The sequence below is a fragment of the Bhargavaea massiliensis genome (assembly GCF_018390575.1).
Lineage (GTDB): Bacteria > Bacillota > Bacilli > Bacillales_A > Planococcaceae > Bhargavaea > Bhargavaea massiliensis.
Genome location: NZ_JAHBCJ010000004.1, coordinates 146,141 through 171,029 on the forward strand (window position 1 = coordinate 146,141; position 24,889 = coordinate 171,029).

A 24,889-nucleotide genomic window follows, 5' to 3' on the forward strand; every position below is an offset into this window, starting at 1 on the left:
CATGTCGACAGTTGCCTTTCATACATTGGGCTGTAAAGTGAACCACTATGAGACGGAGGCCATTTGGCAGCTTTTCAAAGACGCAGGCTATGAGCGTGCGGAATTTGACGGCCGCGCAGATGTCTACGTCATCAATACATGCACAGTTACAAATACCAGTGACAAGAAAAGCCGGCAGGTGATCCGGCGCGCCATCCGGACGAACCCGGATGCCGTCGTCTGTGTTACAGGCTGCTATGCCCAGACATCTTCTGCCGAAATCATGGAGATTCCGGGCGTCGACATCGTTGTCGGCACACAGGACCGGACGAAGCTGCTCGGCTACATCGAGCAGTACCGCCGCGAACGCCAGCCGATCAACGCGGTCGGAAACATCATGAAAAATCGTGTTTATGAAGAGCTGGATGTCCCTTCATTCACCGACAGGACACGGGCATCCCTGAAAATCCAGGAAGGATGCAACAACTTTTGTACGTTCTGCATCATCCCATGGGCCCGCGGCCTGATGCGTTCCCGCGACCCGGAAGAAGTCGTTGCACAGGCGCGCCAGCTCGTCGAGGCAGGGTACAAGGAGATTGTCCTGACCGGAATCCATACCGGCGGTTATGGTGAGGACCTGAAGGACTACAATCTTGCACAGTTGCTGAGGGACATCGAAGCGAATGTACCCGGGCTCAAGCGGCTCAGGATCTCTTCGATTGAAGCCAGCCAGCTGACGGATGAAGTGATCGGCGTGCTGAAGGAGTCCAATATCGTCGTTCGCCATCTTCATATTCCTATCCAGTCCGGTTCGGATACTGTCCTGAAGCGGATGCGCAGGAAGTATACGATGGCCTTTTTCGCGGATCGGCTGGAGCGTCTCCGTGAAGCGCTGCCGGACTTTGCACTGACTTCAGACGTCATTGTCGGCTTCCCGGGCGAGACGGAAGAAGAATTCATGGAGACCTACACATTTATCCGTGATCACCGCTTTGCAGAGCTGCATGTATTCCCGTATTCCATGCGGATTGGCACACCTGCCGCCCGAATGGATAACCAGATCAACGAAGAAGTGAAAAACGAACGCGTTCACCGCCTTCTTGAGCTGAACGATCAGCTGGCAAAGGAATATGCCTCCGCCTACGAGGGCCAGGTGCTTGAAATGATTCCTGAAGAACCTTTCAAGGAAGATCCGGGCAGCGGGCTTTACGAAGGCTATACAGACAACTACATGAAAGTCGTCATACCTGCCGACGAATCGATGGTCGGCAAAATCGTCCGCGTCAAAATTACAAAGGCAGGCTATCCTTACAACGAAGGTGCCTTTGTCCGCGTGATCGAGGACAGGCCGGAACCGGTCGCCTGAGACGGCGCATCGCCCGGAGCCGCTCCACGGCTTCCGGGCATCTTGCGTCGGAGCGGAAAAGTCTTGGCTATTTCAGTTAACTGACCTGAGGGTCATTTTAGGAGGATCTGACATGAGCATCAACGTTGCATCAATGATCGACCATACGCTTCTGAAGCCGGAAGTGACCAAAGAGCAGATTTTGAAGCTGTGCAGTGAAGCAAAAGAGTACAAGTTCGCTTCGGTCTGCGTGAATCCGTACTGGGTGGAAACGGCCGCATCCGAGCTGTCGGGCACTGAAGTGAAAGTCTGCACGGTCATCGGCTTCCCGCTCGGCGCAAGCACAAAAGAGGCCAAGGCGTTCGAAACAAAGGACGCCATCGAAAAAGGCGCGCAGGAAATCGATATGGTACTCAATATCGGCGCCCTGAAAAGCGGCGATGAAGAAGCGGTTGAATCGGACATCCGTGCAGTGGTAGAAGCGGCGGCCGGCAAGGCCATCGTCAAAGTCATCATCGAGGCCTGCCTCCTGACCAACGATGAAAAAATCATCGCGTGCCGCCTGTCCAAGCAGGCAGGTGCTGACTTCGTGAAGACGTCAACCGGATTCTCGTCGGGAGGCGCGACAATTGAGGACGTGGCCCTGATGCGCCTGACAGTCGGCGATGAAATGGGCGTGAAGGCTTCCGGCGGCGTCCGCAGCCTTGAGGACCTGCAGGCGATGGTCGAGGCCGGCGCCACGAGGATCGGGGCCAGCTCCGGCGTCAAGATTATGCAGGGGCTTACATCTTCAGAAGATTACTGATCAACTTCTGAAAGCACGCATGCGAAATTAAAAGATATATATTGACCGGCGCCATTATATAAGCTATAATTTTTGAGTACATGACGTGTTTTCATGTATGGAAGTGCGTACGGAGGGAGGGGAAAAGACATGACAAAAACTGTCGTTCGTAAAAACGAATCGCTTGAAGATGCTCTTCGCCGCTTCAAACGTGGTGTTTCCAAATCGGGCACGATCCAAGAGGCCCGCAAACGCGAGTACTATGAGAAGCCAAGCATTAAGCGGAAGAAAAAGTCCGAAGCAGCCCGCAAGCGCAAATACTGATCCCCCCTCACCATCCCTGCGTCCATAACAGGAATGGCACAAATCAGATAATGAATGCAAAACCGGAAAGTCCCTCGGGATTTTCCGGTTTATTTCATTTAAATGAAACTTTTTGCTTTGTTCATCCGTAGAATCACCTATAATGGACGGAGAGACGAATGGGGGTGAAGACTTGAAAGGAATCCGCTTGATACGCGGTCTCCTTCTGTTTGCCGCCCTGTTCCTCATGGCGATTCCTCATGCCGGAGCGGATAGCGGTAAAGTTTACCATGTGCCATTGGAAAACGAAGTTGAACGGGGACTGTATGAGTTCCTGAACCGTTCGTTCAGCGAAGCTGAAAAGGCAGGAGCCGAAACGATCGTCCTGGAGATCAACACACCGGGAGGATTTGTGGATGCCGCCGGCCGGATAGCCAAACTGATGGACGAAACGAAACTTCATGTAATTGCGTATATCAATCGCGACGCCTTGTCGGCAGGCGCATTCCTTGCGTTGCATGCTGACGAAATCTATATGCACCCGAATGGCCGGATCGGCGCAGCACAGGTGATCGACCAGTCGGGAAATGCCGCAGACGACAAAGCCAACAGTGCCTGGCTGGCATCCATGAAGGCGGCTGCAGAATCGTCCGGCCGTGACCCTGAGTTCGCACTCGCCATGGCGAATGCGGACATCGACCTGCCACAGTACCGGGCGGAAAAGGGTAAACTTCTGACACTTTCCGCCGATGAGGCACTTGAAGTCAAGTATAGTGAAGGGACGGTTTCATCATTTGACGATCTGCTTGCAACCTCCGGGCTCGAAGGTGCAGAAATCGTCAAGATGAATGAGACATTCAGTGAAAAACTGGCCCGCTTTATCACGAATCCGGTCGTCGTGCCGATCCTCCTGTCCATCGCTGGCCTTGGACTGGTGGTGGAATTATATTCCCCGGGCTTCGGGATTCCGGGTTCAATGGGTGCCGGGGCATTGCTCCTGTTTTTCTACGGGCATCTCGTAGCGGGACTCGCCGGATATGAATCACTGTTGCTGTTCCTGGCAGGAGTCGGATTGCTCATTGCCGAGCTGTTCGTTCCGGGCGGCATACTGGGCATCCTCGGCGGTGTGGCGATGGTGGCGGGCATCATACTGGCAGGGGCTGACCCGGCCTGGATGGCCGTATCTGTCATCACGGCGCTGGTCATCACGATATTGGGAATGGTGATCATGATGAAATTCTTTGGCAAACGGCTTCATCTGCTTAACCGCATCGTCCTGAGAGACGCCACCGATACCGAAAGCGGCTACGTCTCCAGTGCCAACCGGCTTGAACTGATCGGCCGTACGGCAAGAACGGTGACACCGCTGCGTCCTTCCGGCACGGCGGAGCTGGACGGTGAGTATCTGGATGTCGTCTCGGAAGGCAGATTCATCGGTAGAGACCAGAAAGTCAAGATTACGAAAGTCGAAGGCTCCAGGATTGTTGTCCGGGAAGCCTCCGACGAATAGGAGGAAACAGAATGCTTGGATTAGGAACAATCGGGCTGATCATCGTTGCTTTTCTCGTGATCGTCGCCCTGTCCGTCTTCTTTACATTTGTGCCTGTCACGCTGTGGATTTCCGCACTGGCAGCCGGCGTAAAAGTCAGCATCTTTACACTGATCGGGATGCGTCTGCGCCGGGTTATCCCGAGCCGGATCGTCAACCCGCTGATCAAGGCCCACAAGGCGGGGCTGGACGTGGCCATCAATCAGCTGGAGAGCCACTATCTCGCCGGCGGTAACGTTGACCGCGTCGTCAACGCCCTCATTGCGGCTCACCGCGCGAATATTCCGCTGAATTTCGAACGTGCAGCTGCAATTGACCTGGCAGGCCGTGACGTGCTTGAAGCAGTAAGCATGTCCGTCAACCCGAAAGTGATCGAAACGCCGTTTATCGCCGGTGTTGCCATGAACGGGATCGAGGTCAAAGCAAAGTCCCGCATTACGGTCCGTGCCAATATCGACCGCCTCGTCGGGGGAGCCGGCGAAGAGACGATTATCGCCCGTGTCGGCGAAGGGATCGTCTCGACGATCGGTTCTGCAAAGCACCACACTGTCGTTCTCGAGAACCCGGATAAGATTTCCCAGACGGTTCTCTCGAAGGGTCTCGACTCCGGAACGGCGTTTGAAATTTTGTCGATCGATATCGCCGATGTCGATATCGGCAAAAACATCGGAGCCGAGCTCCAGACCGAACAGGCGGAAGCCGACAAGAATATCGCACAGGCAAAAGCGGAAGAGCGTCGTGCGATGGCTGTTGCGAGCGAACAGGAAATGCGTGCGAAAGTCGGCGAAATGCGTGCCAAAGTCGTCGAGGCGGAAGCCGAAGTTCCACTCGCCATGGCAGAAGCGCTCCGTTCCGGCAATATTGGCATCATGGATTATGTGAACTATAAAAACATCCAGGCAGACACCTCAATGCGTGAAACCCTAGGCAAAATGGGCAAGGAGCAGGAGAAGCGCTCCGACGGCCAACAATGATGCGCGGTCTGACGGAAAGGGGATGAGCTGATGGAACCGATCATCCTGCTGATCATCTCACTGATAGTCGGCTCCCTGTTCAAGGGAAAGGATAACCAGAAGCCGCCGGCGCAAAAGCCGAACCAGGCCCCGCGTCCTGAAGTGCCCAAGCGGTCCGCCCAACAAAGCGGAAACCTCAAGGATCTGACCAAGCAGCTGTATGAAGATCTTCAGAGGGAAATTCAGAAAGAATCCAAGGAGTTCCGGACGGATCCCCGCACTTCTGAAACGGCACCTCAGCCAAAGCAGGAGCGGCCGAGGGCCGACCGGGAAAGGACGGTTTCTGACCGTACGGCGGGGAGAATGGGGGAGACGGTTGATGTTCCTCCCGCACCGGGCCGACCTGATCGGAAAGAGCGGGTTCGCAAAACGGCACCGGTTTCCGGCAAAACGGACTTTGCAGATTCGGAATCGCTTTTCCCGGAAAATGAAGAGGAACTGGCGCGAGCCATCGTGTTTGCGGAAATTCTCGGTCCGCCAAAAGCGAAGAGAAGATAAGCCGGCTGATGCCGGTGTGAATGCCCCCCCTCGGCCTGTCATAAACTGAAGGCCAAGGGGGGTTTTTGTATGCGCAGATTTTTCAGGATGGTTCCGTTTCTCGAAATCGAGGATCATCAGACGCTGCGGCTCAACGGGAAATTCACTATCGGGAAGATCGGGGAGCGTGCGGTCAGCCTCCGCCTTGCACCGTATGCGATGACACTTGAAGGGGACGCTGTGAAAGTGGAGGAGATCGGCGACGAGGCGGCACTCATCACATTTGAGCGGCTTGACCGGCTGACGCTGATCCGGACTAGGGACCATGCGGACGGCTAAGCGGCTGCGCGGACGGGAGACCGTCCGTCTCACGGTGACAGGAAGCGGAACCGATGCATTTTTCTCAGCATGTGCCGCGTCAGGCATCCGCCTGAGGGATGTCGGCCGGGACGGGGAACGCCTCCAGTTTTCCGTGATGCGAAAGGACATGCCCGCTCTGCGCAGGCTGAGGCGGAAATACCGTGTACGGATCGGGCTGCATGCCGGACGCTACGGAGTGATCTTGGACCTTTCCCTTGTCCGCGTAATGGCCGTTCTGCTTTTCCTGTTCGCGCCCCTGGCCTGCTCCGGCTTGATCTGGTCTGTCGGTGTGGAAGGCGGAAAGCCTGAACGCCAGGAACGGATCAGTACTTACCTCGCAAAAAACGGCATCAGGCCGTTTATTCCGATTGGATCTGTTCCTGACGAGTCTGAAATCAGGAATGATCTGATGGTTGCTGATCCGGGACTTAGCTGGGTGCGGGTGAGCCGCGAAGGCGGCCGCCTGACCATCCACCCGATCGAGGCTCCGGAAACGGGCGAGGATGCAGAGGGTAAGTTGCCTCCGGCACATCTGGCCGCGTCCAAACGTGCGGTCATCACCAGGTTTGAATTATCCAGCGGAGTCCGCAACGTCCTGCCGAATACGACAGTTGAAAAAGGAGACATCGTCGCCTCCGGAATTGTCACGCAACGGGAAGACAGCCATGTGACCGGAGCGGAAGGGAAAGTGTACGGGGACTATTATGTCGAGACCCGGTTTGAAATGCCGGCAGTTATCCGGTATTCAGCCCCCGGGGATCGCGCGTACCGCTTATCATTCGGAAGTGAAGGGCCTGCAAGTGATGCTTGGCGGGACATTCCGGTTCCCTCAATTTTCGGTTCATTCCTGACGTTGTCAGAAAGCCGTGATGGCGCAGCCAGGGAGGTGAAAATCACGGAGGAGAATGGAGAGCGGATCATCCTGTCTGTTTTGAAGGAAAAGTTGCTGGGAACACTTGATCCTGACGCGACTGTAAAGGATGAAAAAGTTTTGCGAGTGCATTATGATAATGATAAAGTAAAGGGGACCGTATTATTTCTCATAAATGAAAATATTGCCGTAAGAAAACAGATTCCCCAAGGAGATTGATCGATTGGAAGAAAACAACACGGTTCAACTGCATGTGGAAGATCCAAATGAAGCGGTGATGCTGCTCGGAATTTCCGACCAGAACATGAAGCTGATTGAGGAAGAGCTCGGGGTTCGGGTGCTCACACGGGGCGGCGTCATCGTGATAAAAGGTGAAGAGGAGCCCCGGGGAACCGCCCAGGAGCTTCTGAGCCAGCTTCTGCGCGTCATCCGCAAAGGCATCAACATCAACCTCCGCGACGTGTCCACCGCCCTTGAGATGGCCAAGAACGGCACAATTGAATATTTTGCTGAACTTTACGATGAAGAAATCGCAAGAAACTCCAAAGGCAAGGCCATCCGTGCCAAGACAATCGGTCAGCGTGAGTATGTCCATGCCATCCGCGCGGAGGACATGGTGTTCGGAATAGGTCCTGCCGGAACAGGCAAAACCTATCTGGCCGTCGTGATGGCTGTCCAGGCACTGAAAAATGGACAGGTCAAGCGCATCATCCTGACAAGGCCTGCCGTGGAAGCGGGAGAAAACCTCGGCTTTCTCCCTGGCGACCTGAAAGAAAAGGTCGATCCTTACCTCAGGCCGCTGTATGATTCCCTTCACGATGTGCTCGGACCGGAACAGACAGAACGGCTGATCGAACGGGGAACCATAGAAATCGCCCCTCTTGCTTATATGCGCGGCAGGACTCTGGATGATGCCTTTGTCATCCTTGACGAGGCACAGAACACGACCAAGGCCCAGATGAAGATGTTCATGACCCGGCTCGGCTTCGGTTCCAAGATGGTCATTACGGGTGATCAGACACAGATTGACCTGCCGCGGGGCACGGAATCAGGGCTCATTGTCGCCCAGCGGATCCTGAAAGAGGTACAGGGCATTCGCTTTCAGCACTTTGAGCAGGCGGACGTCGTCCGTCATCCGCTCGTGGCGCGGATCATCGAAGCATACGAAGCAAGCAGTCACCGGGAGTGAGCGAAACGGTTCACCGGCCGAGTACTCCTGCCTCAGCTGGAGTCCGGCCGGTTTTGTCGTCCTTTGGGCAGAGTACAACAGATATGGAAGGGGAAAAGTGCTGCGGCCACGAATTTGCCAAATGCGGTTGCAGGATCACGGGTCGCATTCGCGAATGCACGTTTTGACCCGCCGCTAGGGGGAAGCTGCTATGTTCAAGGCTTTGCAATCGTTCGTTGAAAAGATTTCTTTTTCCATTTTCTCGATCGCCCTTCTGGGGCTTTCAGCAATCCTGGCCTTTTTCATCATGCTGGGAAGTGTAAAGGATGAAACTTTTGATATCCGGATGTTCCACCTTGCAAACGAAACCATACGGGCGACCAAGACGGTGGAAGATCCGGTCAAGACGGAGCAGGAAAAGCAGCGTGCCGAGTCCGAGGTCACGCCGGTCTATGACTATGATGAGGAGGCCCCGAAAAACAGTGCGGCCATCGTACGCTCTGTTTTCGACTATGCCTTGGATGCCAAAGCGGAGGCGGCAGAAGACGATCAGGAAGAACCTCCGGACACTGAACGGCAAATAGCGGATCTGCGTAAAAAGCTCGAAGACCTTGAAGAGTCGGGTGGCGGATTCCGCCTTTCCGACGACCTTCTCGGGATGCTCGTGCGTGCCGGCAACGCAGAACTTGAGAAAGCACGCGATACCGTCAGTTCGATTGTATCCGGAGTAATGGAGCAGCCGATCCGGGACACGGGGCTTGCGGATGCAAGAAATGAAACAGAGGATCTGATCCGCTCCGCCGCAATCCCTCGGGGACTTTTGCCGGCAGCGGTTGAGATCGGCCGCTCCAGCATCACGATGAATGAGAAGTTGGATGAGCAGCAGACCGAGGCAAGAATCGAGCAGGCAAGGGCAGAGGTGGAACCGACGCGCATCCTGCAAGGTCAGGTGATCGTCCAGGAAGGGCAAATCATTGACAGGGAAGTGCACCGCCAGCTTGAGCTTGCCGGGCTTCTGAATGAAAACACATCGCTTAAGCCGGTACTGGCTCTCGGACTTTTCACGCTGCTGATCTTTTGGTTCATCTACCGCCATTTCAGGCAACTGGAACAACCGGCCGCCGTAAAAAAGAAATGGCTGTCCATCACACTGGTCGTCTATTTTCTCACAATCGTTGCGATGAAGCTGCTTGCAGCAACGGAAATCGATTTTAATATGGCGCTGGCCTATGTGTACCCGACAGCACTTGTGCCGTTTCTTCTCCGGCTTCTGACTGACGGGAGAATGGCGATTCTCCTGACGGTGCTGACTGCCACAACAGGCGGGCTCCTGCTGCAGGAAGGGTATTCACCGGTCGCCAATATGGAGGTTGTACTGTATATCCTGTTCGGCGGATTTGCGGGACATTACCTGATCCAAGGTGATGGACGCAGATCGTCGATTCTGACGGCAAGCTTTGGCGTTTCGGTTGTGAACGCGCTCTTTATCACTTTTTACTTGCTCATGAACCAATCCCACTTCGGCTGGCAGGAGTGGTCGCTGTTCGTGATGGCGGCATTTGGTTCCGGCCTGCTGTCAGGTGCGCTCACCATCGGGCTGATGCCATTTTTTGAAACGGTGTTCGGCATTTTGTCCGACCTGAAACTTGTTGAGTTGTCAAATCCGAACCATCCTCTCCTGAAGAGGATCCTCACAGAGACACCGGGTACATACCACCATAGTGTCATGGTCGCCAACCTGTCTGATGCGGCATGCGAAGCGATCGGCGCAAACGGGCTCCTTGCCCGGGTAGGAAGCTATTATCACGATATCGGGAAAACCCGGAGGCCTGCATTTTTCATAGAAAACCAGATGGCCGGCACAAACCCGCATGATTCGCTGCCTCCCGAGAAAAGCAGGGACATCATCATCGCCCACGCCAAGGACGGGGCAGAGATGCTGAAAAAACATGGGATGCCTAGAGAGCTTGTGGACATCGCCCGGCAACACCATGGCACATCATTGCTAAAATTCTTCCTGGTAAAAGCCAGGGAGTCCGGAGAAGATGTGGACGAGGAGTCATTCCGTTATCCTGGGCCAAAGCCGCAGACAAAGGAAATCGCGGTCATCTCGATTGCCGACAGCTGTGAGGCGGCTGTACGCTCGATGAAAGAACCGACTCCTGAAAAGATCGAGCAGGTGGTCCGTTCCATCATCAAAGAAAAGATGAATGACGGTCAATTTTCGGAATGTGACCTCAGTTTCAGGGAACTGACTATTGTGGGGGAAGTGATTTGCACGACTCTTAACGGGGTGTTCCACAACCGGATCGAATATCCGAAGTGACCGACTGGAGGACTTGATATGGTACTGACAATCGATATGATGGATGAAACCGGCACAGTTGGGGAAAAGGATCAGCAGCTGGTCATGCGGCTTCTGGAACACGCCGCCGAGATGGAGAAGATCGGCGATGCGGAAGTGTCTGTCACATTCATGGATGATGAATCCATCAGGGCGATTAACCGGGACTACCGGGAAAAGGACCGGGCGACCGATGTGATCTCATTCGCACTTGAAGAAACGGTCGAAGGAGAGATGGCCCTGAGCACCCCGGCAGGCATGCCCCGTATTCTCGGGGACATTCTCATTTCCACAGAAACAGCGGATCGGCAAGCCGGGGAATACGGCCACAGCAGGGAACGGGAAATCGGCTTTCTTGCACTCCATGGATTTCTCCATCTGCTCGGCTATGACCATATGAACGATGAAGACGAAAAAAGGATGTTCGGCCGTCAGGAAGAAATACTGAAGCTATTCGGCCTCGGACGGGACACGGATGGACGCCCGTAAACTTTTCCGTTCCTTCCGGTATGCTTGGCAGGGGATTGCAGAAGGATTTCGGACCGAGCAGAATTTCAGGTTCCATCTACTGGCTGCGCTGGTCGTGACAATCTTGGGATGGCTGTCCGGGTTGTCTGTTTTGGAATGGCTGATCGTCATCCTGCTGTTCGGAGGCATGTTCGCTCTGGAGCTTATAAATACAGCCATTGAACGGGTGGTGGATCTCGCATCACCTGAACATCATCCGCTCGCCGGACAGGCAAAAGATGTCGCTGCAGGCGCTGTCCTCGTCTTTGCAATGGCGAGCGCTCTGATCGGATGCGTGATTTTCATCCCCAAATGGCTGAATCTCTTTTATTGAAGGTGGTTAATCAATGGATAAACAACAACTGATGGAGCGGGCCAAAACTGCCCGAGAACTCGCATACGTGCCCTACTCAAAATTTCAGGTAGGGGCCGCTCTCCTTACAGAAGATGGTGAAGTTTTCGGGGGATGCAATATCGAGAATTCTGCATACAGCATGGCGAACTGTGCGGAGCGGACGGCTTTCTTCAAGGCCATCTCGGAAGGGCACCGTGCCTTCACGGCGCTGGCGGTAGTCGCGGATACTCCGGGACCCGTTTCTCCTTGCGGTGCCTGCAGGCAGGTCATCGCGGAATTCTGCGACGGTGATATGCCTGTGTACCTGACGAATCTGCAGGGGGATGTCATGGAAACAACCGTGAGCCAACTCCTGCCGGGAGCTTTTAAAGCGGAGGATATGGAAAATGCTGAATAACCGCGAAGGCTTCAAGTCAGGATTCATCTCGATCATCGGGCGCCCGAATGTCGGCAAATCAACTTTCCTAAATCGGGTGGTCGGGCAGAAAATCGCGATTATGAGCGATAAACCCCAGACCACACGGAATAAGGTCCAGGGAGTCGTCACCACAGAAGACAGCCAGATGATCTTTATCGATACGCCGGGCATCCACAAGCCGAAACATAAGCTCGGTGATTTCATGATGAAGGTGGCCAAAAACACGCTTAAGGAAGTTGACATTGTCCTCTTCATGGCAAATGCAGACGAATCGCTCGGCAAGGGCGATGAATTTATCATGGAGATGCTGGGCGAAAGCGGAACCCCGGTTATTCTTGTCCTGAACAAGATCGATCTGATCCATCCTGATGAACTGATCGGCGTCATCGATTCGTACCGGGAGCGAATGGACTTTGCGGAGATTGTCCCGATTTCTGCCCTCCAGGGGAACAATGTGGACCGTCTGATGAACGTGATCAAGAGCTATTTGCCTGAAGGGCCGCAGTACTACCCTGCCGATCAGGTGACAGATCATCCCGAACGGTTCATCATCTCTGAAATGATCCGTGAAAAAGTTCTTCACCTCACCCGAGAAGAAATCCCGCATTCGGTGGCCGTCGTCATTGAGCGGATCGCCAAGCGGGAAGGGCAGGAAACCGTCGACGTCAGTGCGACCATCATCGTGGAACGCGACTCCCAGAAAGGGATTGTCATCGGTAAACGCGGTGCGCTACTTAAAGAGATCGGCACCCGTGCCCGCCAGGACATAGAGATGCTGCTCGGCAGCAAAGTGTACCTCGAGCTGTGGGTGAAGGTCCAGAAAGATTGGCGGAACCGGGCCAACCAGCTTAGGGAGTATGGTTTCCGGGAAGATGAATACTGACGGGGCGCGGGCCGGCTGCCCGCGCTTTTCTTCTCGTTCGGGGAAGGAGATGAACGAATGCTGAATAAGTGGGAAGGGATCGTCCTCCGCACAGGGCCATATGGCGAAACGAATAAAGTGGTGACACTCTTGACCAGGGAAGCCGGCAAAGTGACCGCGATGGCCCGTGGGGCAAAAAAACCGGCCAGCCGACTTGCCGCGGTCACACAGCCATTCACTCATGGACTCTTCATGATATACAAGGGGAGGGGCATGGGAACGCTCCAGTCGGGAGATACGCTCCACCAGATGCGTCATCTGCACCAGGACATCACAGCAACCGCCTATGCAAGTTACATTGCCGAACTGATGGACCGTCTGATTGAAGACAACCAGCCATCGCCTGCCCAGTTTGAACTCCTGAGACAGGCGTTCCATGCCATCGACGAGGAATATGATCCGGAGGCAATTACGTTATTTGTGGAATGGAAAATGCTCCCCGTCGCTGGAATCCATCCTGTCCTGCATCAGTGTGCAAGCTGCGGCGCTACAGAAGGGGAATTTGCATTTTCCTTCCAGGAAATCGGCTTTCTCTGCCATCGCTGCTTCCATGTCGACCCTTACCTGATCCGGCTTTCGCCGTCCCATCTCCGCCTGATCCGGACGTTTTACACCGTCCCGATCGAGCAGGTCGGCAAGCTGACGCTGAAACCCGCGACAAAAAAGTTCATAAGGAAGATTGTGCGGACAATCTATGATGAACAGGTGGGCCTCCGGCTAAAGTCCGCCACATTCCTCGACCAGCTCGACCGCATGCCGACTTTTTCAAGGGACGAGCCGCCGGCTATGAAAGGGCGGAATGAAGAAACAGCATCAGACGACGATGCATGACGTCCTTTCCCGGGAAATGTCAGCGTCTGACTCATGCGGAAATTACACATAAATGATGATCTGTTATCAGGCTGATTTTTAAAGCCGAATGTACCCGGCTGTACGAGACAATCACTTATGGGCCGGCTCGATAACTTACAGAGGGGCGATGCTGATCCATTGCTGGCAGAATCTCCAGCAGTGCACTTTATGAGGAGGCCCTTATTTTCTCTCAACGGACACTTTTTGTGGATCCGAACAACAAAGACAAGGTACGATCAAAAGACCTCCGAAGTCTTTTCCAGAAAAGAAAACTGCAGCCGATGAGCATCATGCTCTCTTTGGCTGCAGTCTGTGGCAGCCCGCCGATGCGGACTGCCTTTTTCATATGGAAATCAGAATTCAAGACGCTGTTCGATGAATGCGCGGACTTCGCTGATCGGCATGCGCACCTGTTCCATCGTATCGCGGTCGCGGACCGTCACTTGGCCGTCTTCCTTGGAATCAAAGTCGTAGGTGATGCAGAAAGGTGTGCCGATTTCATCCTGGCGGCGGTAGCGTTTGCCGATCGACTGGGATTCGTCGTAATCCACCGGGAACGCTTTGCGCAGATCCGCCCATACATCCTGAGCCTCATCAGAAAGTTTCTTGGAAAGCGGAAGGACCGCTGCCTTAAACGGTGCAAGGGCAGGGTGGAAGCGCAGGACCGTACGCTGGTCATCTTCTCCAATCTTTTCTTCCTCATATGCATCGCACAGGAATGCAAGTGTAACCCGGTCTGCTCCGAGGGAAGGCTCGATGCAATAAGGAACATACTTTTCACCGGTCTCCGGATCCGCCATCGTGAAGTCTTCGCCGGAATGCTCCATATGGCGCTTCAGATCAAAGTCGGTCCGGTCCGCGATGCCCCAGAGCTCGCCCCAGCCGAATGGGAATTTATATTCGATGTCGACTGTTGCGTTGGAGTAGTGGGAAAGCTCTTCTTTTTCATGTTCGCGCAGACGGACATTTTCATCCGTCATATTAAGCTGATCAAGCCAGTTTTTGCAGAAGTCGCGCCAGTATGCGTACCACTCGAGGTCTTCACCCGGCTTGCAGAAAAATTCCAGCTCCATCTGTTCGAATTCACGGGTACGGAACGTGAAGTTGCCCGGCGTGATTTCGTTTCGGAAGCTCTTTCCGACCTGGGCGATCCCGAACGGCAATTTTTTGCGCATGGATCTCTGGACGTTTTTGAAGTTGACGAAAATACCCTGCGCCGTCTCCGGACGGAGGTAGATGTCGTTCGAGGAAGAATCCGTCACACCCTGGGAAGTTTTGAACATCAGGTTGAACTGGCGGATTTCGGTGAAGTCCTGCGCGCCGCAGTCCGGGCAGGAGATTTCGTGTTCCCGGATCAGTTCCTGCATTTTCTCGAACGGCATACCGTCGACAACCATTTCATTGCCTTCGGCTTCGAGTTTGTTTTCAATCAGCTTATCCGCACGGTGGCGGGCTTTACAGCTTTTGCAATCAATCATCGGGTCGTTGAAGTTGCCGACGTGGCCTGATGCCTGCCAGACCTTCGGGTTCATGAGTATGGCCGCGTCAAGGCCCACGTTGTAAGGGGACTCCTGCACGAATTTCTTCCACCAGGCTTTCTTGATGTTATTCTTGAGTTCCACGCCGAGAGGGCCATAGTCCCATGTGTTGGCAAGGCCGCCGTAAATATCGGAGCCCGGGAAGACAAACCCCCGATGCTTGGCCAGATTGACGATCGTTTCCATTGAAGTCATGTCCGTTTCCTCCTCGTATTCTTTTTCAGGCGATGTCTGATATGGCACCGGACCGGACCGTGACTGAAGGCGAATCATTGCGCTCCATCACAAAAGGCACCCGTCCCCGGACATATCGTCCGGGGACGGGTGCCTGATGACCCGCGGTTCCACCCCGCTTGGCCGGAGATCCGGCCCTCTTTAAGAAGATCAGCTCGGGGGTGCCGCTTCATATCCATGCAGGCTTTCACCATCCCTGCTCGCTTTTGCCGGATATTACTTGATTGTCCCTTCATCGCCGTATGGACTTTGACAACATTGTAGCATGGGGTGAATCGTTTCGCAATCGGCGGGAGATTCGGATATAATGAACTAGGCTATTACCCATCAAGTACAGGATGTGAGTCGTATGGAACTCAATAAGCGTCAGGATGAGATTCTGGAGATTGTGAAGGCCGACGGGCCGATCACAGGCGAACAGATCGCGGAACGGCTCAGCCTGACCCGTGCCACGATCCGGCCCGACCTCGCCATCCTGACGATGGCAGGCTTTCTGGACGCCCGTCCGCGTGTCGGGTACTTTTATTCGGGCAAGAAAAAGGACCAGCATCTGACAGAGAATATGTTGAATATGAAAGTACGGGATTTTCAGTCGATTCCCGTCGTCGTCCAGGAATCACTTTCCGTCTATGATGCCATTACGCAGATGTTCCTCGAAGACGTCGGCACGCTGATTGTCGTGGATGATCAGTCCAAGCTGAGCGGGATCCTTTCCAGAAAGGACCTTCTGAGGACAGCGATCGGCGGCACCGACTTGGAGAAAATCCCGGTGCATATGATTATGACGAGGATGCCGAACATCGCTTACTGCAGGAGAAACGAGGCTCTCGTCCATGTGGCGAAGGTGCTGATCGAACGGCAGATTGATGCGCTTCCGGTCGTTGAAGAGACGGATGAAGGGCTTTCGGTCATCGGCCGCATCACCAAGACAAACATCACCTCGGCGTTCCTGTCGCTGGCGGAAAATCACGATTTGTGAGAGGTGCCCTATGAATCAACTGAAAATGTATATCGTGTCCGATTCGCTCGGAGAAACCGGAGATCTGGTGGCAAAGGCGGCCATCAGCCAATTCCGGAAAGACTTCGAATCGACCGCGGTCAAGCGGATTCCGCATGTGGAATCCACAGACCAGCTCAAAGAAATCACGGAGATTGCAGCAGAGCAGCATGCCATCATCTTATATACGCTTGTCAAAGAAGAGATGAGAAGCTGCCTCAAGCTTGAATGCGAGCGGAGGAATATTCCCTCGATTGATCTGCTCGGCCCCATCATCGATGTAATCGGCAGCACGCTGAACGAGCGTGCGTCCGAAGAACCGGGCCGTGTCCGGTTGCTGGACGAAGATTATTTCCAGAAAATCGAGGCAATCGAGTTTGCGGTCAAGTACGATGACGGCAGAGACCCCAGGGGGCTTCTGCTGGCGGATATTGTCCTCATCGGTGTGTCACGCACATCAAAAACCCCTCTGTCACAGTATCTGGCACACAAACGCTATAAGGTGGCAAATGTACCGCTCGTTCCGGAAGTGGAACCGCCTGAAGAATTGTTCATGGTCGACCCGGATAAGTGCTTCGGCCTCGTAATTTCACCGGAAAAGCTGAATTCGATCCGTAAAGAGCGACTTAAGGCGCTCGGATTGAAAGATGACGCGAATTATGCGAAGATCGAGAGGATCCAAGCAGAGATCGATCATTTCTACTCGGTGGCGGACAGGATCGGCTGCAGGGTCATTGATGTGACCGACCGTGCAGTCGAGGAAACCGCAAACATTATCCTGAATATCAAAACGAAACGAGAACGATGAACGGCAGAACCGCCTCTTCGGAAGGCCGGTTCTTTTTTTGCAGAGTTGCCCCGGAAAGTAACGCGGAAGTTCAAAAAAGCTTTTCTAATGGTGGAAATGCTCGGAGAAGCGTATTATAATTGGATATTGTGAATAAAATGCGCGTAGTGGGCAGTTTTCTTCCCTCCTGCGCACTTTTTTGTCGAAGAATGAAGGATTCTCCACCTGAATCTCGAATTCGAGAGTACGACCGAAAGTGTGGTGTGAAGGATGAAGCGGATTCCTGAGGAGAAGATTGAGGCGATCCGCTCCCAGACGGATATTGTCGGACTGATCGGTGAATATGTCCAGCTGACGAAGAGAGGCAGGAACTGGTTCGGGCTGTGCCCGTTCCACGACGAGAACTCTCCGTCATTCTCGGTTTCCGAGGACAAGCAGATGTTCCATTGTTTCGGATGCGGGGCAGGCGGGAATGCCATCACGTTTGTTATGGATGTTGAAAACCTGTCGTTCGTAGAAGCAGTGGCCAAACTGGGTGCACGCACGGGGATAGAGGTGGAAACCGGTGAGTCGCCCGGCGGAGAGCGGGCCATACCATCCGGCCATCGGCGACTTTTGGATGCGCATCGGTACGCAGCCGAATTTTATCATCACCTGCTCCTGAACACGGTGGAAGGAGAGGAAGCGCTCAATTATTTGTATGGACGCGGCTTCACGAAAGAGACCATCAATAAGTTCGGCATCGGCTGGTCACTGGGCAGCAGGGAGTCGCTTGTGACCCTGCTTAGGCGACAGGGCTTCACTGATGAAGAAATCGCGGAAGCAGGATTGGCGATCATCCCCGAAAACGGTAACGGCGCATTTGACCGGTTCAGGAACCGGGTCATGTTTCCTCTCCACGATATGAACGGGAAAACGGTGGGTTTCTCCGGACGGGTCATCGAAAAGGCCGGAGACGAGCCGAAGTATCTGAACAGCCCCGAATCACCTATCTTCAACAAGAGCGAAATTCTCTATAATTACCACAATGCACGTCTCGCAGCCCGCAAATCGGGTAATGTAATATTGTTTGAAGGATTTATGGATGTTATTTCGGCTGATGCGGCAGGCATTCAATCTGGCGTCGCCCTCATGGGCACGTCGATGTCGGACAAGCACCTGTCGATGCTGGGACGTGTAACAAACGAGGTCATCATCTGTACCGATGGGGACAATGCGGGATGGGAAGCAGCCAGGAGATTCAGCCGGATGTTCCCGTCAAACCGCCTGGACGCCAAGGTGGCCATTGTGCCTGAAGGCCTGGATCCGGATGATTATCTGAAAAAGTACGGAGGAGAAGCATTCAGGGAAAACATTATCGGTCAGCCGCATACGCTCTTGTCTTTCTCAATGATGTATGCCAGGCGGGATAAGAACCTGAAGAATGAAAACGACCTCCTACAGTATATCCATGAAGTTCTGGAAGAATTGGCCGGGAAGACGACGCCGGTCGAGCGCGATCTTTACCTGAAGCAGCTGGCGGAGGAGACGGGCGTCTCTGTGGATGCGCTCACTGCGCAGTTCAGGAAGTCGGAAGCCCGCCATACACGGAGAGAAAGAAATGCACCGCCGCCGGAAACCCGGCCTGCCGAACCGGCAACCTCCCGCGGGAAAACCCGGAAATCACCGGTTGCAAGGGCGGAGCGGATCATTTTATCGCACATTCTCCGTGACGGCGCCCTATTTGCCCGATTCAGGGACTCAGTAGAGGGCAGCCCGTTCTTCCATGATGAATATACGGCGATTTTCGTCAGACTTGCAGGATTTTATGAGGAATATGGCGAACCGGATGTACATCGCTTCTGTGAAACGCTGGACGATCCGGAACTGAGAAAAATTGTTATGGAAACGGCGATGAACGAGTTTTCCGGCGAATACGCCGAAGAAGAGATTCAGGACAGCATGCGCCATATCAGGAAGTACAGGATCGAGATGGAAATCAGCGAAAAGCTGCAGCAATCAAAGGAAGCGGAAAAGATGAGCAATCTGAGCCGCGCCCTTGAACTATCCAGAGAAATCATCGCATTGAGGAAGTCCTTGTCGGCAATCTGAGTGTGCCGGCTTTTGCAGGAGGAGGAGTAAAATGGCAGACCTTTCAGGGCAGTCCAATGAGCATGAACATGAAATGACAATTGAGGAAATGAAAACGCAACTGCTTGAGCAAGGCAAAAAGGCCGGCGAGCTGGCGTTTGATTATGTGACTGAAAAACTATCCGCTTTTGATATGGAGCCGGATCATTTCGAGGAATTCCTTGATCAACTCGAGGAGCAGGGAGTCGAAATTGAACGCAAAGGAAAGGGCCAGAAAGGCGAGGAAGGTGAGGAAGAAGAATTTGACCTCAACGATCTGAGCGTGCCGCCCGGCGTCAAAATCAATGACCCTGTCAGAATGTATCTGAAAGAGATCGGCCGTGTCGACCTCCTTTCTGCGGATGAGGAAATCGCACTTGCCAAACGAATCGAGGACGGGGACGAGGAAGCAAAAAAACGCTTGGCAGAAGCCAACCTGCGGCTCGTCGTCTCGATTGCCAAGCGCTACGTAGGGCGGGGCATGCTTTTCCTCGACCTGATTCAGGAAGGGAACATGGGCCTGATCAAAGCGGTCGAGAAATTCGATTACCGCAAAGGTTTTAAGTTCAGTACGTACGCAACGTGGTGGATCCGTCAGGCCATCACACGCGCAATCGCCGACCAAGCCAGGACCATCCGGATACCTGTCCACATGGTCGAGACGATCAATAAGCTGATCCGTGTCCAGCGCCAGCTTCTGCAGGATCTAGGACGCGAACCGACTCCTGAAGAAATCGGGGAAGAAATGGATCTTCCTGCGGAGAAAGTACGGGAAATCCTGAAAATCGCACAGGAGCCCGTTTCCCTCGAAACGCCGATCGGGGAAGAAGACGATTCACACCTCGGGGACTTTATCGAGGATTCCGAGGCACAGTCACCATCTGACCATGCTGCCTATGAACTGCTCAAAGAGCAGCTCGAGGACGTTTTGGATACCCTGACTGACCGCGAGGAGAATGTGCTCCGTCTTCGCTTCGGTCTTGACGATGGCAGGACCAGAACGTTGGAAGAAGTCGGCAAGGTGTTCGGCGTCACCCGCGAACGGATCCGCCAAATTGAGGCAAAGGCGCTCCGCAAGCTTCGTCATCCTTCCCGTTCGAAGCGGCTCAAGGATTTTCTCGAATAATCAATCACCATCCATCCGCGGTTCCTCATGGGCCGCGGTTTTTTGCTGTTTCAGGAAAAGACATCGTGGACAGGTACAGAAGAAGAAAGCGGGCATCTGCAAAGACCTTGTGAATCTTCCATTCATGGTTGTTAAGCGAGCGCTCGTTCAGTTATACTGTTTTTGAAAGCGTATTCACAAAAGGGGGATGCAACATGAACTTTGATCTGACTGATGAGCAGCAGATGATCCGGAAAACGATCAGGGAATTTGCCGATGAGGTTGTAGCTCCGGGGGCGATCGAGCGCGACAGGACAAAGGAATTCCCAAAGGAAATTTTCCGCCAGCTGGGGGAAATGGGGATGATGGGCCTTCCGTTTGAGGAAAAATACGGAGGAGCCGGTGCGGACACGGTCAGCTTCGCTATCGTGACTGAAGAGCTGAGCCGGGCGTGCGCTTCTACGGGAATCACTTATTCTGCTCATATTTCACTCGGGGGAGCTCCCCTGAACCTTTTCGGAACAGAGGAGCAAAAGCAAAGATATCTTATGCCAATCTGTACGGGTGAATCGCTGGGTGCCTTTGGCCTGACCGAGCCGAATGCCGGCTCCGATGCCGGAGGCACACAGACGACGGCGAAGCCGGAGGGGGACGACTTCGTCATCAATGGCAGCAAGGTCTTCATTACCAATGCCAGCTATGCCAAGCACCTTGCGCTTACCGCCATCACCGGTATGGAAGATGGAAAAAAGGAAATTTCCGCCATCATCGTTCCGACGGATGCGGAAGGGTTCAAGGTGATCGACAATTACGAAAAAATGGGGTTGAATGCTTCCAATACGACAGAACTTGTCCTTGAAAATGTCCGCGTCCCGCAGGAGAACCTGCTCGGCAAGCGGGGCAATGGCTTCCGGCAGTTCCTCGTCACGCTAGATGGCGGCCGGATCGGAATCGGGGCCATGGCAGTGGGCATTGCGCAGGCGGCCTTTGATCGAGCTCTCCAGTACGCCAAGGAACGCAAGCAGTTTGGGCGCGCCATTGCAGATTTTCAGGTGAACCAGTTTAAGCTTGCAGACATGGCCCTCAAGATTGAACTGGCGAGAAACATGGTATATAAGGCGGCTTGGCTGAAAGACCAGGGAAGACCGTTCTCAAAAGAAGCTGCGATGTGCAAGCTTTACGCGTCCGAAATCGCCATGGAAGTGGCTGACGAGGCCATCCAGCTGCATGGCGGGTATGGTTATATGAAGGAATATGAGGTGGAGCGCTATATGCGCGATGCGAAACTTCTTGAAATCGGGGAAGGGACATCCGAGGTTCAGCATATGGTGATTGCACGCCAGATCGGTGTATAAGTGACCGGAGACGCGCCGGACTTTTGCCGAATTTGTCACAAAGTCGCAAAACTTTCCCGGCTAATGCTTTCAGTTTTCGGGGGAATGCAGTACAATATGTATTGTTCACTGTATATAACTGTACAGCTATCTCACGGAAAAGGGGGTTTTAGTCGATGAACAGAAATCCTGTCGTACCTTATATCCTAATCATGGCCCTCGGGATCGGACTTATTTTCTTCATGTCTCTGTACGGACTGGATAACCAGAAGGAAATCGCAGCCGACCAGGAGCAAACCGAGGATGGCGGCGATAAAGCTGCAGATGAGGCCGGTGGAGAAGGCGGAGACGAAGCTTCTTCCGGTGACTTTGATCCAGAGGCACTTGCTCAGGGTAAATGTGTTTCCTGCCACGGCCAGAACTATGAAGGCGGAGTCGGTCCAAGCCTGGTAGGCCTTGATGCGAGCGCTGATGAAGTCAAAGACGTTCTGAAGAACGGTAAAGGCGCAATGCCTGGCGGTCTCGTCCCGGACGAGAACCTCGATGCGATGGCTGAATGGGTGCTTTCGCTTCAATAATGAACTCGCTCTAGGAGCCCTTATCCTGAATTTCGGATAAGGGCTTTAACAATTTACGCATTGTTGTTTACAATTGCACAAGGAGGTGTCGGAAGATGAATGTGAACAAACTGTCCAAGCGGCTGCAGGCAGTCGCCTCTCACATCGGACAGGATGCCGTCCTGGCGGATATCGGGAGCGACCACGCTTACCTGCCAGCCCATCTTGCGATCACTAGCCGGATCCGCAGGGGCATTGCCGGGGAAGTGGCCAAGGGGCCTTATGACTCCGCGGTGGAGACAATCCGCGAGTCGGGACTTGAAGGGAAAGTCGAAGCCCGACTGGCAGACGGCCTTCACGCGATCCGAAAAGAGGACGGAGTGGACACCGTTTCCATAGCGGGAATGGGAGGTCCTCTAATCGCCTCAATTCTGGAAAACGGGAAAAGTCAGCTGAAGAGTGTCCGACGCCTGGTTCTTCAGCCGAACATCCATGCAGGTGCGATCCGCTCATGGGCGGTGGCCAACGGATGGCTAATCACAGATGAAGACATCCTTGAGGAAGACGGCAAAATCTATGAGGTGCTCGTGCTTGAACGGGGAACAGCCATATATGATGACTTACAGCTTAGATTCGGACCGTTCCTGTCCAAGGCCCAGCCTCCCGCATTCAGGAAAAAGTGGGAGCATGAAGCAGCTTCACTTCAAAAAATCTTGCAGCAGATACAGGAAGCGGCCCCTTCCGCAGAGCGTCACGTAAAAGAAGCGGAGCTAATGCGCTCACTTGACCAAATCATGGAGGTGCTCGGTAATGGAGCAGAAAACGACCGTCAATGATATCACCCGCCTGATGGAAGATTGGGCGCCGAAAAAATTCGCATATGACTGGGATCCCGTGGGTCTTCAGATTGGAAGACCGGATGCCCCGGCAGGCAAGGTCCTTGTTACATTGGATGTGACGGAAGAGGTAGTGCGGGAGGCATCGGAAGCAGGCGCAGGGTTGATCATCGCCCATCACCCGCCGCTATTCCGCCCGCTAAAGTCAGTCAGGACCGATACACCACATGGAAGGATTGTGGAACAATGCCTGCGAAACGGCATTTCTGTGTACGTTGCACATACCAATCTGGATGTCGCACCGGGTGGCGTGAACGACATGCTTGCCCAAAGGCTCGGGCTATCCCGAATTTCGACTTTGGAAGAAACCTACAGGGAGCCGTTGTTCAAGCTGGCTGTTTTCACGCCCCATGACAGTGTTGAAAAAGTCCGGAAGGCATTGGGCGATGCAGGCGCCGGTGCAATAGGGGATTATACGCATTGCAGCTATGAATTGGAGGGGACGGGGCGCTTTACCCCATCGGATGGGGCCGATCCCTACATCGGCAGTGTGGGCAAAGAGGAAGCCGTCTCCGAAACGAAGGTCGAAGTGGTGCTCACGGGTTCCATTCGCGACCGTGTCGAGAGAGCGATGATCGACGCCCATCCTTATGAAGAACCGGCCTATGACTTTTTCGTGCTCGACCAGAGACTCGAGGAATATGGGATCGGGCGTGTCGGAAATCTGCCTGATCCGATGACCCTGGAAGCATTCGCAGAGCATGTCAAAGAGCGCCTGGGCGTTCCGGCACTTCGAGCTGTGGACGGAGGAAAAGAAGAAGTCCGGACCGTTGCGGTGCTGGGCGGCTCCGGCGCCAAGTATGTCGGTGCCGCCATCGGTAAAAAGGCAGACGTGCTCGTGACGGGTGACATCGATTTCCATACCGCACAGGACGCTGCAAACCTCGGGCTTTCTATTGTCGACCCCGGTCACCACATCGAACGGATCATGGTCGGCGGTGTCAGGGAGCGCCTGGAAAAGGACGCGGAAAAAGCCGGAATCAACTGCGAATTCATCGAGTCGGCTATTGTCACCGAGCCATTCAGATTCATGTAAACAGGAAAACGGGACTGCCCGATTTGGACAGTCCCGTTTTCAGTTCTCATACCGGATAAGGATCGATCCGTTTGACCGGTTTCGGCTTCCTGATGCGCGGCAGTATTTTTTCAAGCTGTACTTTGGATGTGTTGTCATGTGTTGAAGGGTCATTCGGGTCATACTGGTCGAGGAAGTTGATGACTTCCTTGACGATCGGCGTCGGCGTTGAAGCGCCTGCCGTGACGGCGACCGTATCGACGCCTTCCAGCCAGGCGAGGTCAATGCCGGATACATCTTCGACCCGGTAGGACGGCGTCCCGGCGATTTCGATCGAGACCTGGGTAAGCCGGTTGGAGTTGTTGCTCATCGGATCGCCGACGACGATCAATAGATCCGCATCACCGGCCTGCTCGGCAACAGCTTCCTGGCGGACTTGTGTCGCCATGCAAATCTCCCGGTGCACCTCAAGATGAGGATAGCGCTCCTTCAGGTGCTCCATGATTTCGGCGACGTCCCACTGGCTCATTGTCGTCTGGTTGGTAACCAGAAGTTTTTCGGCGTGAACATCCAGCGCTTCGGCATCAGCCATTGTCTGCACAAGATGGACTTTGTCCGGAGCGACTCCGATGGCCCCTTCCGGCTCAGGATGGCCTTTCTTGCCGATGTAGATGATTTCATAGCCTTCTGCAGTTTTCTCTTCGATCAGATCGTGAGTGCTCGTCACATCAGGGCATGTTGCGTCGATTGCGACAAGGCCTTTGCGGCGGGCAATCTCACGGACTTCAGGCGAAACGCCGTGCGCGGTGAAAATGACCGTGCCGTTTTCGACCTTTTCAAGGATCTCCTTGCGGTTCGGCCCGTCAAGCGTGATGATGCCGTCCTGCTCGAAAGCATCGGTCACATGCTTGTTGTGGACGATCATCCCCAATATATAAATGGGCCTCGGAAGCGACTTGTCCATGGCGGCGTTCTGGGCGATGACCATCGCGTCCACGACTCCATAGCAGTAGCCCCTCGGCGAAATCTTGATTACATTCATGGATTTCACTCCTTCAGGTCACTGCCCC

25 protein-coding genes are annotated in these 24,889 nt (G+C 54.0%); 23 read left to right on the forward strand and 2 right to left on the reverse strand.

The genetic code is table 11. From position 1 onward, the window contains the following. Position 1 precedes the first annotated feature (1 nt). From mtaB to recO, 15 genes are all read left to right on the forward strand, one after another. Positions 2-1,345 (forward strand): tRNA (N(6)-L-threonylcarbamoyladenosine(37)-C(2))-methylthiotransferase MtaB, encoded by a 1,344-nt coding sequence (gene mtaB, locus KHA84_RS07540; RefSeq protein ID WP_213422920.1) that lies wholly within the window; start codon positions 2-4, stop codon positions 1,343-1,345. Between the two features lie 112 nt (positions 1,346-1,457). After that, on the forward strand, positions 1,458-2,129 hold the full coding sequence (deoC, locus tag KHA84_RS07545) for a deoxyribose-phosphate aldolase (RefSeq protein WP_213422921.1): 672 nt from the start codon (positions 1,458-1,460) through the stop codon (positions 2,127-2,129). Between the two features lie 129 nt (positions 2,130-2,258). Continuing rightward, on the forward strand, positions 2,259-2,432 hold the full coding sequence (gene rpsU / locus KHA84_RS07550; RefSeq protein ID WP_008299898.1) for a 30S ribosomal protein S21: 174 nt from the start codon (positions 2,259-2,261) through the stop codon (positions 2,430-2,432). A gap of 172 nt (positions 2,433-2,604) precedes the next feature. Continuing rightward, entirely contained in the window at positions 2,605-3,921 is a 1,317-nt protein-coding gene (locus KHA84_RS07555) for an NfeD family protein (protein WP_236823179.1), read from the forward strand. Between the two features lie 11 nt (positions 3,922-3,932). After that, a complete protein-coding gene (floA, locus tag KHA84_RS07560) occupies positions 3,933-4,934 on the forward strand; it encodes a flotillin-like protein FloA (RefSeq protein ID WP_213422922.1) in 1,002 nt (333 codons plus the stop codon). Positions 4,935-4,964: 30 nt separating this feature from the next. After that, on the forward strand, positions 4,965-5,471 hold the full coding sequence (locus KHA84_RS07565; protein ID WP_213422923.1) for a hypothetical protein: 507 nt from the start codon (positions 4,965-4,967) through the stop codon (positions 5,469-5,471). A 69-nt stretch (positions 5,472-5,540) separates the two neighbouring features. Next, positions 5,541-5,789, forward strand: a complete 249-nt coding sequence (locus KHA84_RS07570; protein ID WP_213422924.1) for a hypothetical protein — start codon at positions 5,541-5,543, stop codon at positions 5,787-5,789. Further along, positions 5,776-6,900, forward strand: coding sequence for a sporulation protein YqfD (locus KHA84_RS07575; RefSeq protein WP_213422925.1), 1,125 nt, complete (start codon positions 5,776-5,778; stop codon positions 6,898-6,900). Before KHA84_RS07570 ends, KHA84_RS07575 begins: the two co-directional genes overlap by 14 nt. A gap of 4 nt (positions 6,901-6,904) precedes the next feature. Further along, positions 6,905-7,870, forward strand: a complete 966-nt coding sequence (locus KHA84_RS07580) for a PhoH family protein (RefSeq protein WP_213422926.1) — start codon at positions 6,905-6,907, stop codon at positions 7,868-7,870. 190 nt (positions 7,871-8,060) lie between these two features. Further along, on the forward strand, positions 8,061-10,175 hold the full coding sequence (locus KHA84_RS07585) for an HD family phosphohydrolase (protein ID WP_213422927.1): 2,115 nt from the start codon (positions 8,061-8,063) through the stop codon (positions 10,173-10,175). Positions 10,176-10,193: 18 nt separating this feature from the next. Further along, positions 10,194-10,682, forward strand: a complete 489-nt coding sequence (gene ybeY / locus KHA84_RS07590; protein ID WP_213422928.1) for an rRNA maturation RNase YbeY — start codon at positions 10,194-10,196, stop codon at positions 10,680-10,682. Next, a complete protein-coding gene (locus KHA84_RS07595) occupies positions 10,669-11,034 on the forward strand; it encodes a diacylglycerol kinase family protein (protein WP_213422929.1) in 366 nt (121 codons plus the stop codon). Before ybeY ends, KHA84_RS07595 begins: the two co-directional genes overlap by 14 nt. Before the next feature lie 13 nt (positions 11,035-11,047). Next, positions 11,048-11,452 (forward strand): cytidine deaminase, encoded by a 405-nt coding sequence (locus tag KHA84_RS07600; RefSeq protein ID WP_213422930.1) that lies wholly within the window; start codon positions 11,048-11,050, stop codon positions 11,450-11,452. Next, positions 11,442-12,356 (forward strand): GTPase Era, encoded by a 915-nt coding sequence (era, locus tag KHA84_RS07605; protein WP_213422931.1) that lies wholly within the window; start codon positions 11,442-11,444, stop codon positions 12,354-12,356. The genes KHA84_RS07600 and era overlap by 11 nt, the downstream gene beginning before the upstream one ends. 57 nt (positions 12,357-12,413) lie before the next feature. After that, complete coding sequence (gene recO, locus KHA84_RS07610; RefSeq protein WP_213422932.1) at positions 12,414-13,226, forward strand: DNA repair protein RecO; 813 nt, start codon at positions 12,414-12,416, stop codon at positions 13,224-13,226. A gap of 374 nt (positions 13,227-13,600) precedes the next feature. Here the strand turns inward: recO and KHA84_RS07615 are convergent, their stop codons facing one another. Beyond that, a complete protein-coding gene (locus tag KHA84_RS07615) occupies positions 13,601-14,980 on the reverse strand; it encodes a glycine--tRNA ligase (protein WP_213422933.1) in 1,380 nt (459 codons plus the stop codon). Positions 14,981-15,359: 379 nt separating this feature from the next. Between KHA84_RS07615 and KHA84_RS07620 the strand changes: the two genes are divergently transcribed. The 8 genes from KHA84_RS07620 (at position 15,360) to KHA84_RS07655 (ending at position 23,840) form a co-directional block, all read left to right on the forward strand. Continuing rightward, positions 15,360-15,998, forward strand: a complete 639-nt coding sequence (locus KHA84_RS07620; protein WP_176765084.1) for a transcriptional regulator CcpN — start codon at positions 15,360-15,362, stop codon at positions 15,996-15,998. 10 nt (positions 15,999-16,008) lie between these two features. Continuing rightward, the gene (locus KHA84_RS07625; RefSeq protein WP_213422934.1) at positions 16,009-16,824 is read left to right on the forward strand and encodes a pyruvate, water dikinase regulatory protein; all 816 of its coding nucleotides are present in this window, start codon (positions 16,009-16,011) and stop codon (positions 16,822-16,824) included. 249 nt (positions 16,825-17,073) lie between these two features. Next, positions 17,074-18,894 (forward strand): DNA primase, encoded by a 1,821-nt coding sequence (gene dnaG, locus KHA84_RS07630; protein WP_213422935.1) that lies wholly within the window; start codon positions 17,074-17,076, stop codon positions 18,892-18,894. 31 nt (positions 18,895-18,925) lie between these two features. Then, the gene (gene rpoD / locus KHA84_RS07635; RefSeq protein ID WP_213422936.1) at positions 18,926-20,038 is read left to right on the forward strand and encodes an RNA polymerase sigma factor RpoD; all 1,113 of its coding nucleotides are present in this window, start codon (positions 18,926-18,928) and stop codon (positions 20,036-20,038) included. 194 nt (positions 20,039-20,232) lie between these two features. After that, complete coding sequence (locus KHA84_RS07640) at positions 20,233-21,372, forward strand: acyl-CoA dehydrogenase family protein (protein ID WP_213422937.1); 1,140 nt, start codon at positions 20,233-20,235, stop codon at positions 21,370-21,372. A 155-nt stretch (positions 21,373-21,527) separates the two neighbouring features. Next, positions 21,528-21,929, forward strand: coding sequence for a cytochrome c550 (gene cccA / locus KHA84_RS07645; protein WP_213422938.1), 402 nt, complete (start codon positions 21,528-21,530; stop codon positions 21,927-21,929). Between the two features lie 95 nt (positions 21,930-22,024). Further along, positions 22,025-22,744 carry a tRNA (adenine(22)-N(1))-methyltransferase gene (locus KHA84_RS07650; RefSeq protein WP_213422939.1) on the forward strand — a complete coding sequence of 240 codons (720 nt, stop codon included), beginning with the start codon at positions 22,025-22,027 and terminating at the stop codon, positions 22,742-22,744. Continuing rightward, a complete protein-coding gene (locus KHA84_RS07655) occupies positions 22,719-23,840 on the forward strand; it encodes a Nif3-like dinuclear metal center hexameric protein (protein ID WP_213422940.1) in 1,122 nt (373 codons plus the stop codon). Before KHA84_RS07650 ends, KHA84_RS07655 begins: the two co-directional genes overlap by 26 nt. Positions 23,841-23,886: 46 nt before the next feature. On the opposite strand, the gene KHA84_RS07660 is transcribed toward KHA84_RS07655, so the two are convergent. Next, the gene (locus KHA84_RS07660; protein WP_213422941.1) at positions 23,887-24,861 is read right to left on the reverse strand and encodes a 4-hydroxy-3-methylbut-2-enyl diphosphate reductase; all 975 of its coding nucleotides are present in this window, start codon (positions 24,859-24,861) and stop codon (positions 23,887-23,889) included. Positions 24,862-24,889: the final 28 nt, after the last annotated feature.

Excerpts from the sequence above, each read along its gene's own strand:
- era (WP_213422931.1), top strand. The coding sequence starts at position 11,442 with ATGCTGAATAACCGCGAAGGCTTCAAGTCAGGATTCATCTCGATCATC.
- rpoD (WP_213422936.1), top strand. The coding sequence starts at position 18,926 with ATGGCAGACCTTTCAGGGCAGTCCAATGAGCATGAACATGAAATGACA.
- KHA84_RS07615 (WP_213422933.1), bottom strand. The coding sequence starts at position 14,980 with ATGACTTCAATGGAAACGATCGTCAATCTGGCCAAGCATCGGGGGTTT.
- deoC (WP_213422921.1), top strand. The coding sequence starts at position 1,458 with ATGAGCATCAACGTTGCATCAATGATCGACCATACGCTTCTGAAGCCG.
- ybeY (WP_213422928.1), top strand. The coding sequence starts at position 10,194 with ATGGTACTGACAATCGATATGATGGATGAAACCGGCACAGTTGGGGAA.
- KHA84_RS07570 (WP_213422924.1), top strand. The coding sequence starts at position 5,541 with ATGCGCAGATTTTTCAGGATGGTTCCGTTTCTCGAAATCGAGGATCAT.
- rpsU (WP_008299898.1), top strand. The coding sequence starts at position 2,259 with ATGACAAAAACTGTCGTTCGTAAAAACGAATCGCTTGAAGATGCTCTT.
- KHA84_RS07650 (WP_213422939.1), top strand. The coding sequence starts at position 22,025 with ATGAATGTGAACAAACTGTCCAAGCGGCTGCAGGCAGTCGCCTCTCAC.
- KHA84_RS07595 (WP_213422929.1), top strand. The coding sequence starts at position 10,669 with ATGGACGCCCGTAAACTTTTCCGTTCCTTCCGGTATGCTTGGCAGGGG.
- dnaG (WP_213422935.1), top strand. The coding sequence starts at position 17,074 with ATGAAGCGGATTCCTGAGGAGAAGATTGAGGCGATCCGCTCCCAGACG.
- KHA84_RS07660 (WP_213422941.1), bottom strand. The coding sequence starts at position 24,861 with ATGAATGTAATCAAGATTTCGCCGAGGGGCTACTGCTATGGAGTCGTG.
- KHA84_RS07575 (WP_213422925.1), top strand. The coding sequence starts at position 5,776 with ATGCGGACGGCTAAGCGGCTGCGCGGACGGGAGACCGTCCGTCTCACG.
- mtaB (WP_213422920.1), top strand. The coding sequence starts at position 2 with ATGTCGACAGTTGCCTTTCATACATTGGGCTGTAAAGTGAACCACTAT.
- KHA84_RS07585 (WP_213422927.1), top strand. The coding sequence starts at position 8,061 with ATGTTCAAGGCTTTGCAATCGTTCGTTGAAAAGATTTCTTTTTCCATT.
- KHA84_RS07640 (WP_213422937.1), top strand. The coding sequence starts at position 20,233 with ATGAACTTTGATCTGACTGATGAGCAGCAGATGATCCGGAAAACGATC.
- recO (WP_213422932.1), top strand. The coding sequence starts at position 12,414 with ATGCTGAATAAGTGGGAAGGGATCGTCCTCCGCACAGGGCCATATGGC.
- KHA84_RS07565 (WP_213422923.1), top strand. The coding sequence starts at position 4,965 with ATGGAACCGATCATCCTGCTGATCATCTCACTGATAGTCGGCTCCCTG.
- floA (WP_213422922.1), top strand. The coding sequence starts at position 3,933 with ATGCTTGGATTAGGAACAATCGGGCTGATCATCGTTGCTTTTCTCGTG.
- cccA (WP_213422938.1), top strand. The coding sequence starts at position 21,528 with ATGAACAGAAATCCTGTCGTACCTTATATCCTAATCATGGCCCTCGGG.
- KHA84_RS07600 (WP_213422930.1), top strand. The coding sequence starts at position 11,048 with ATGGATAAACAACAACTGATGGAGCGGGCCAAAACTGCCCGAGAACTC.
- KHA84_RS07625 (WP_213422934.1), top strand. The coding sequence starts at position 16,009 with ATGAATCAACTGAAAATGTATATCGTGTCCGATTCGCTCGGAGAAACC.
- KHA84_RS07655 (WP_213422940.1), top strand. The coding sequence starts at position 22,719 with ATGGAGCAGAAAACGACCGTCAATGATATCACCCGCCTGATGGAAGAT.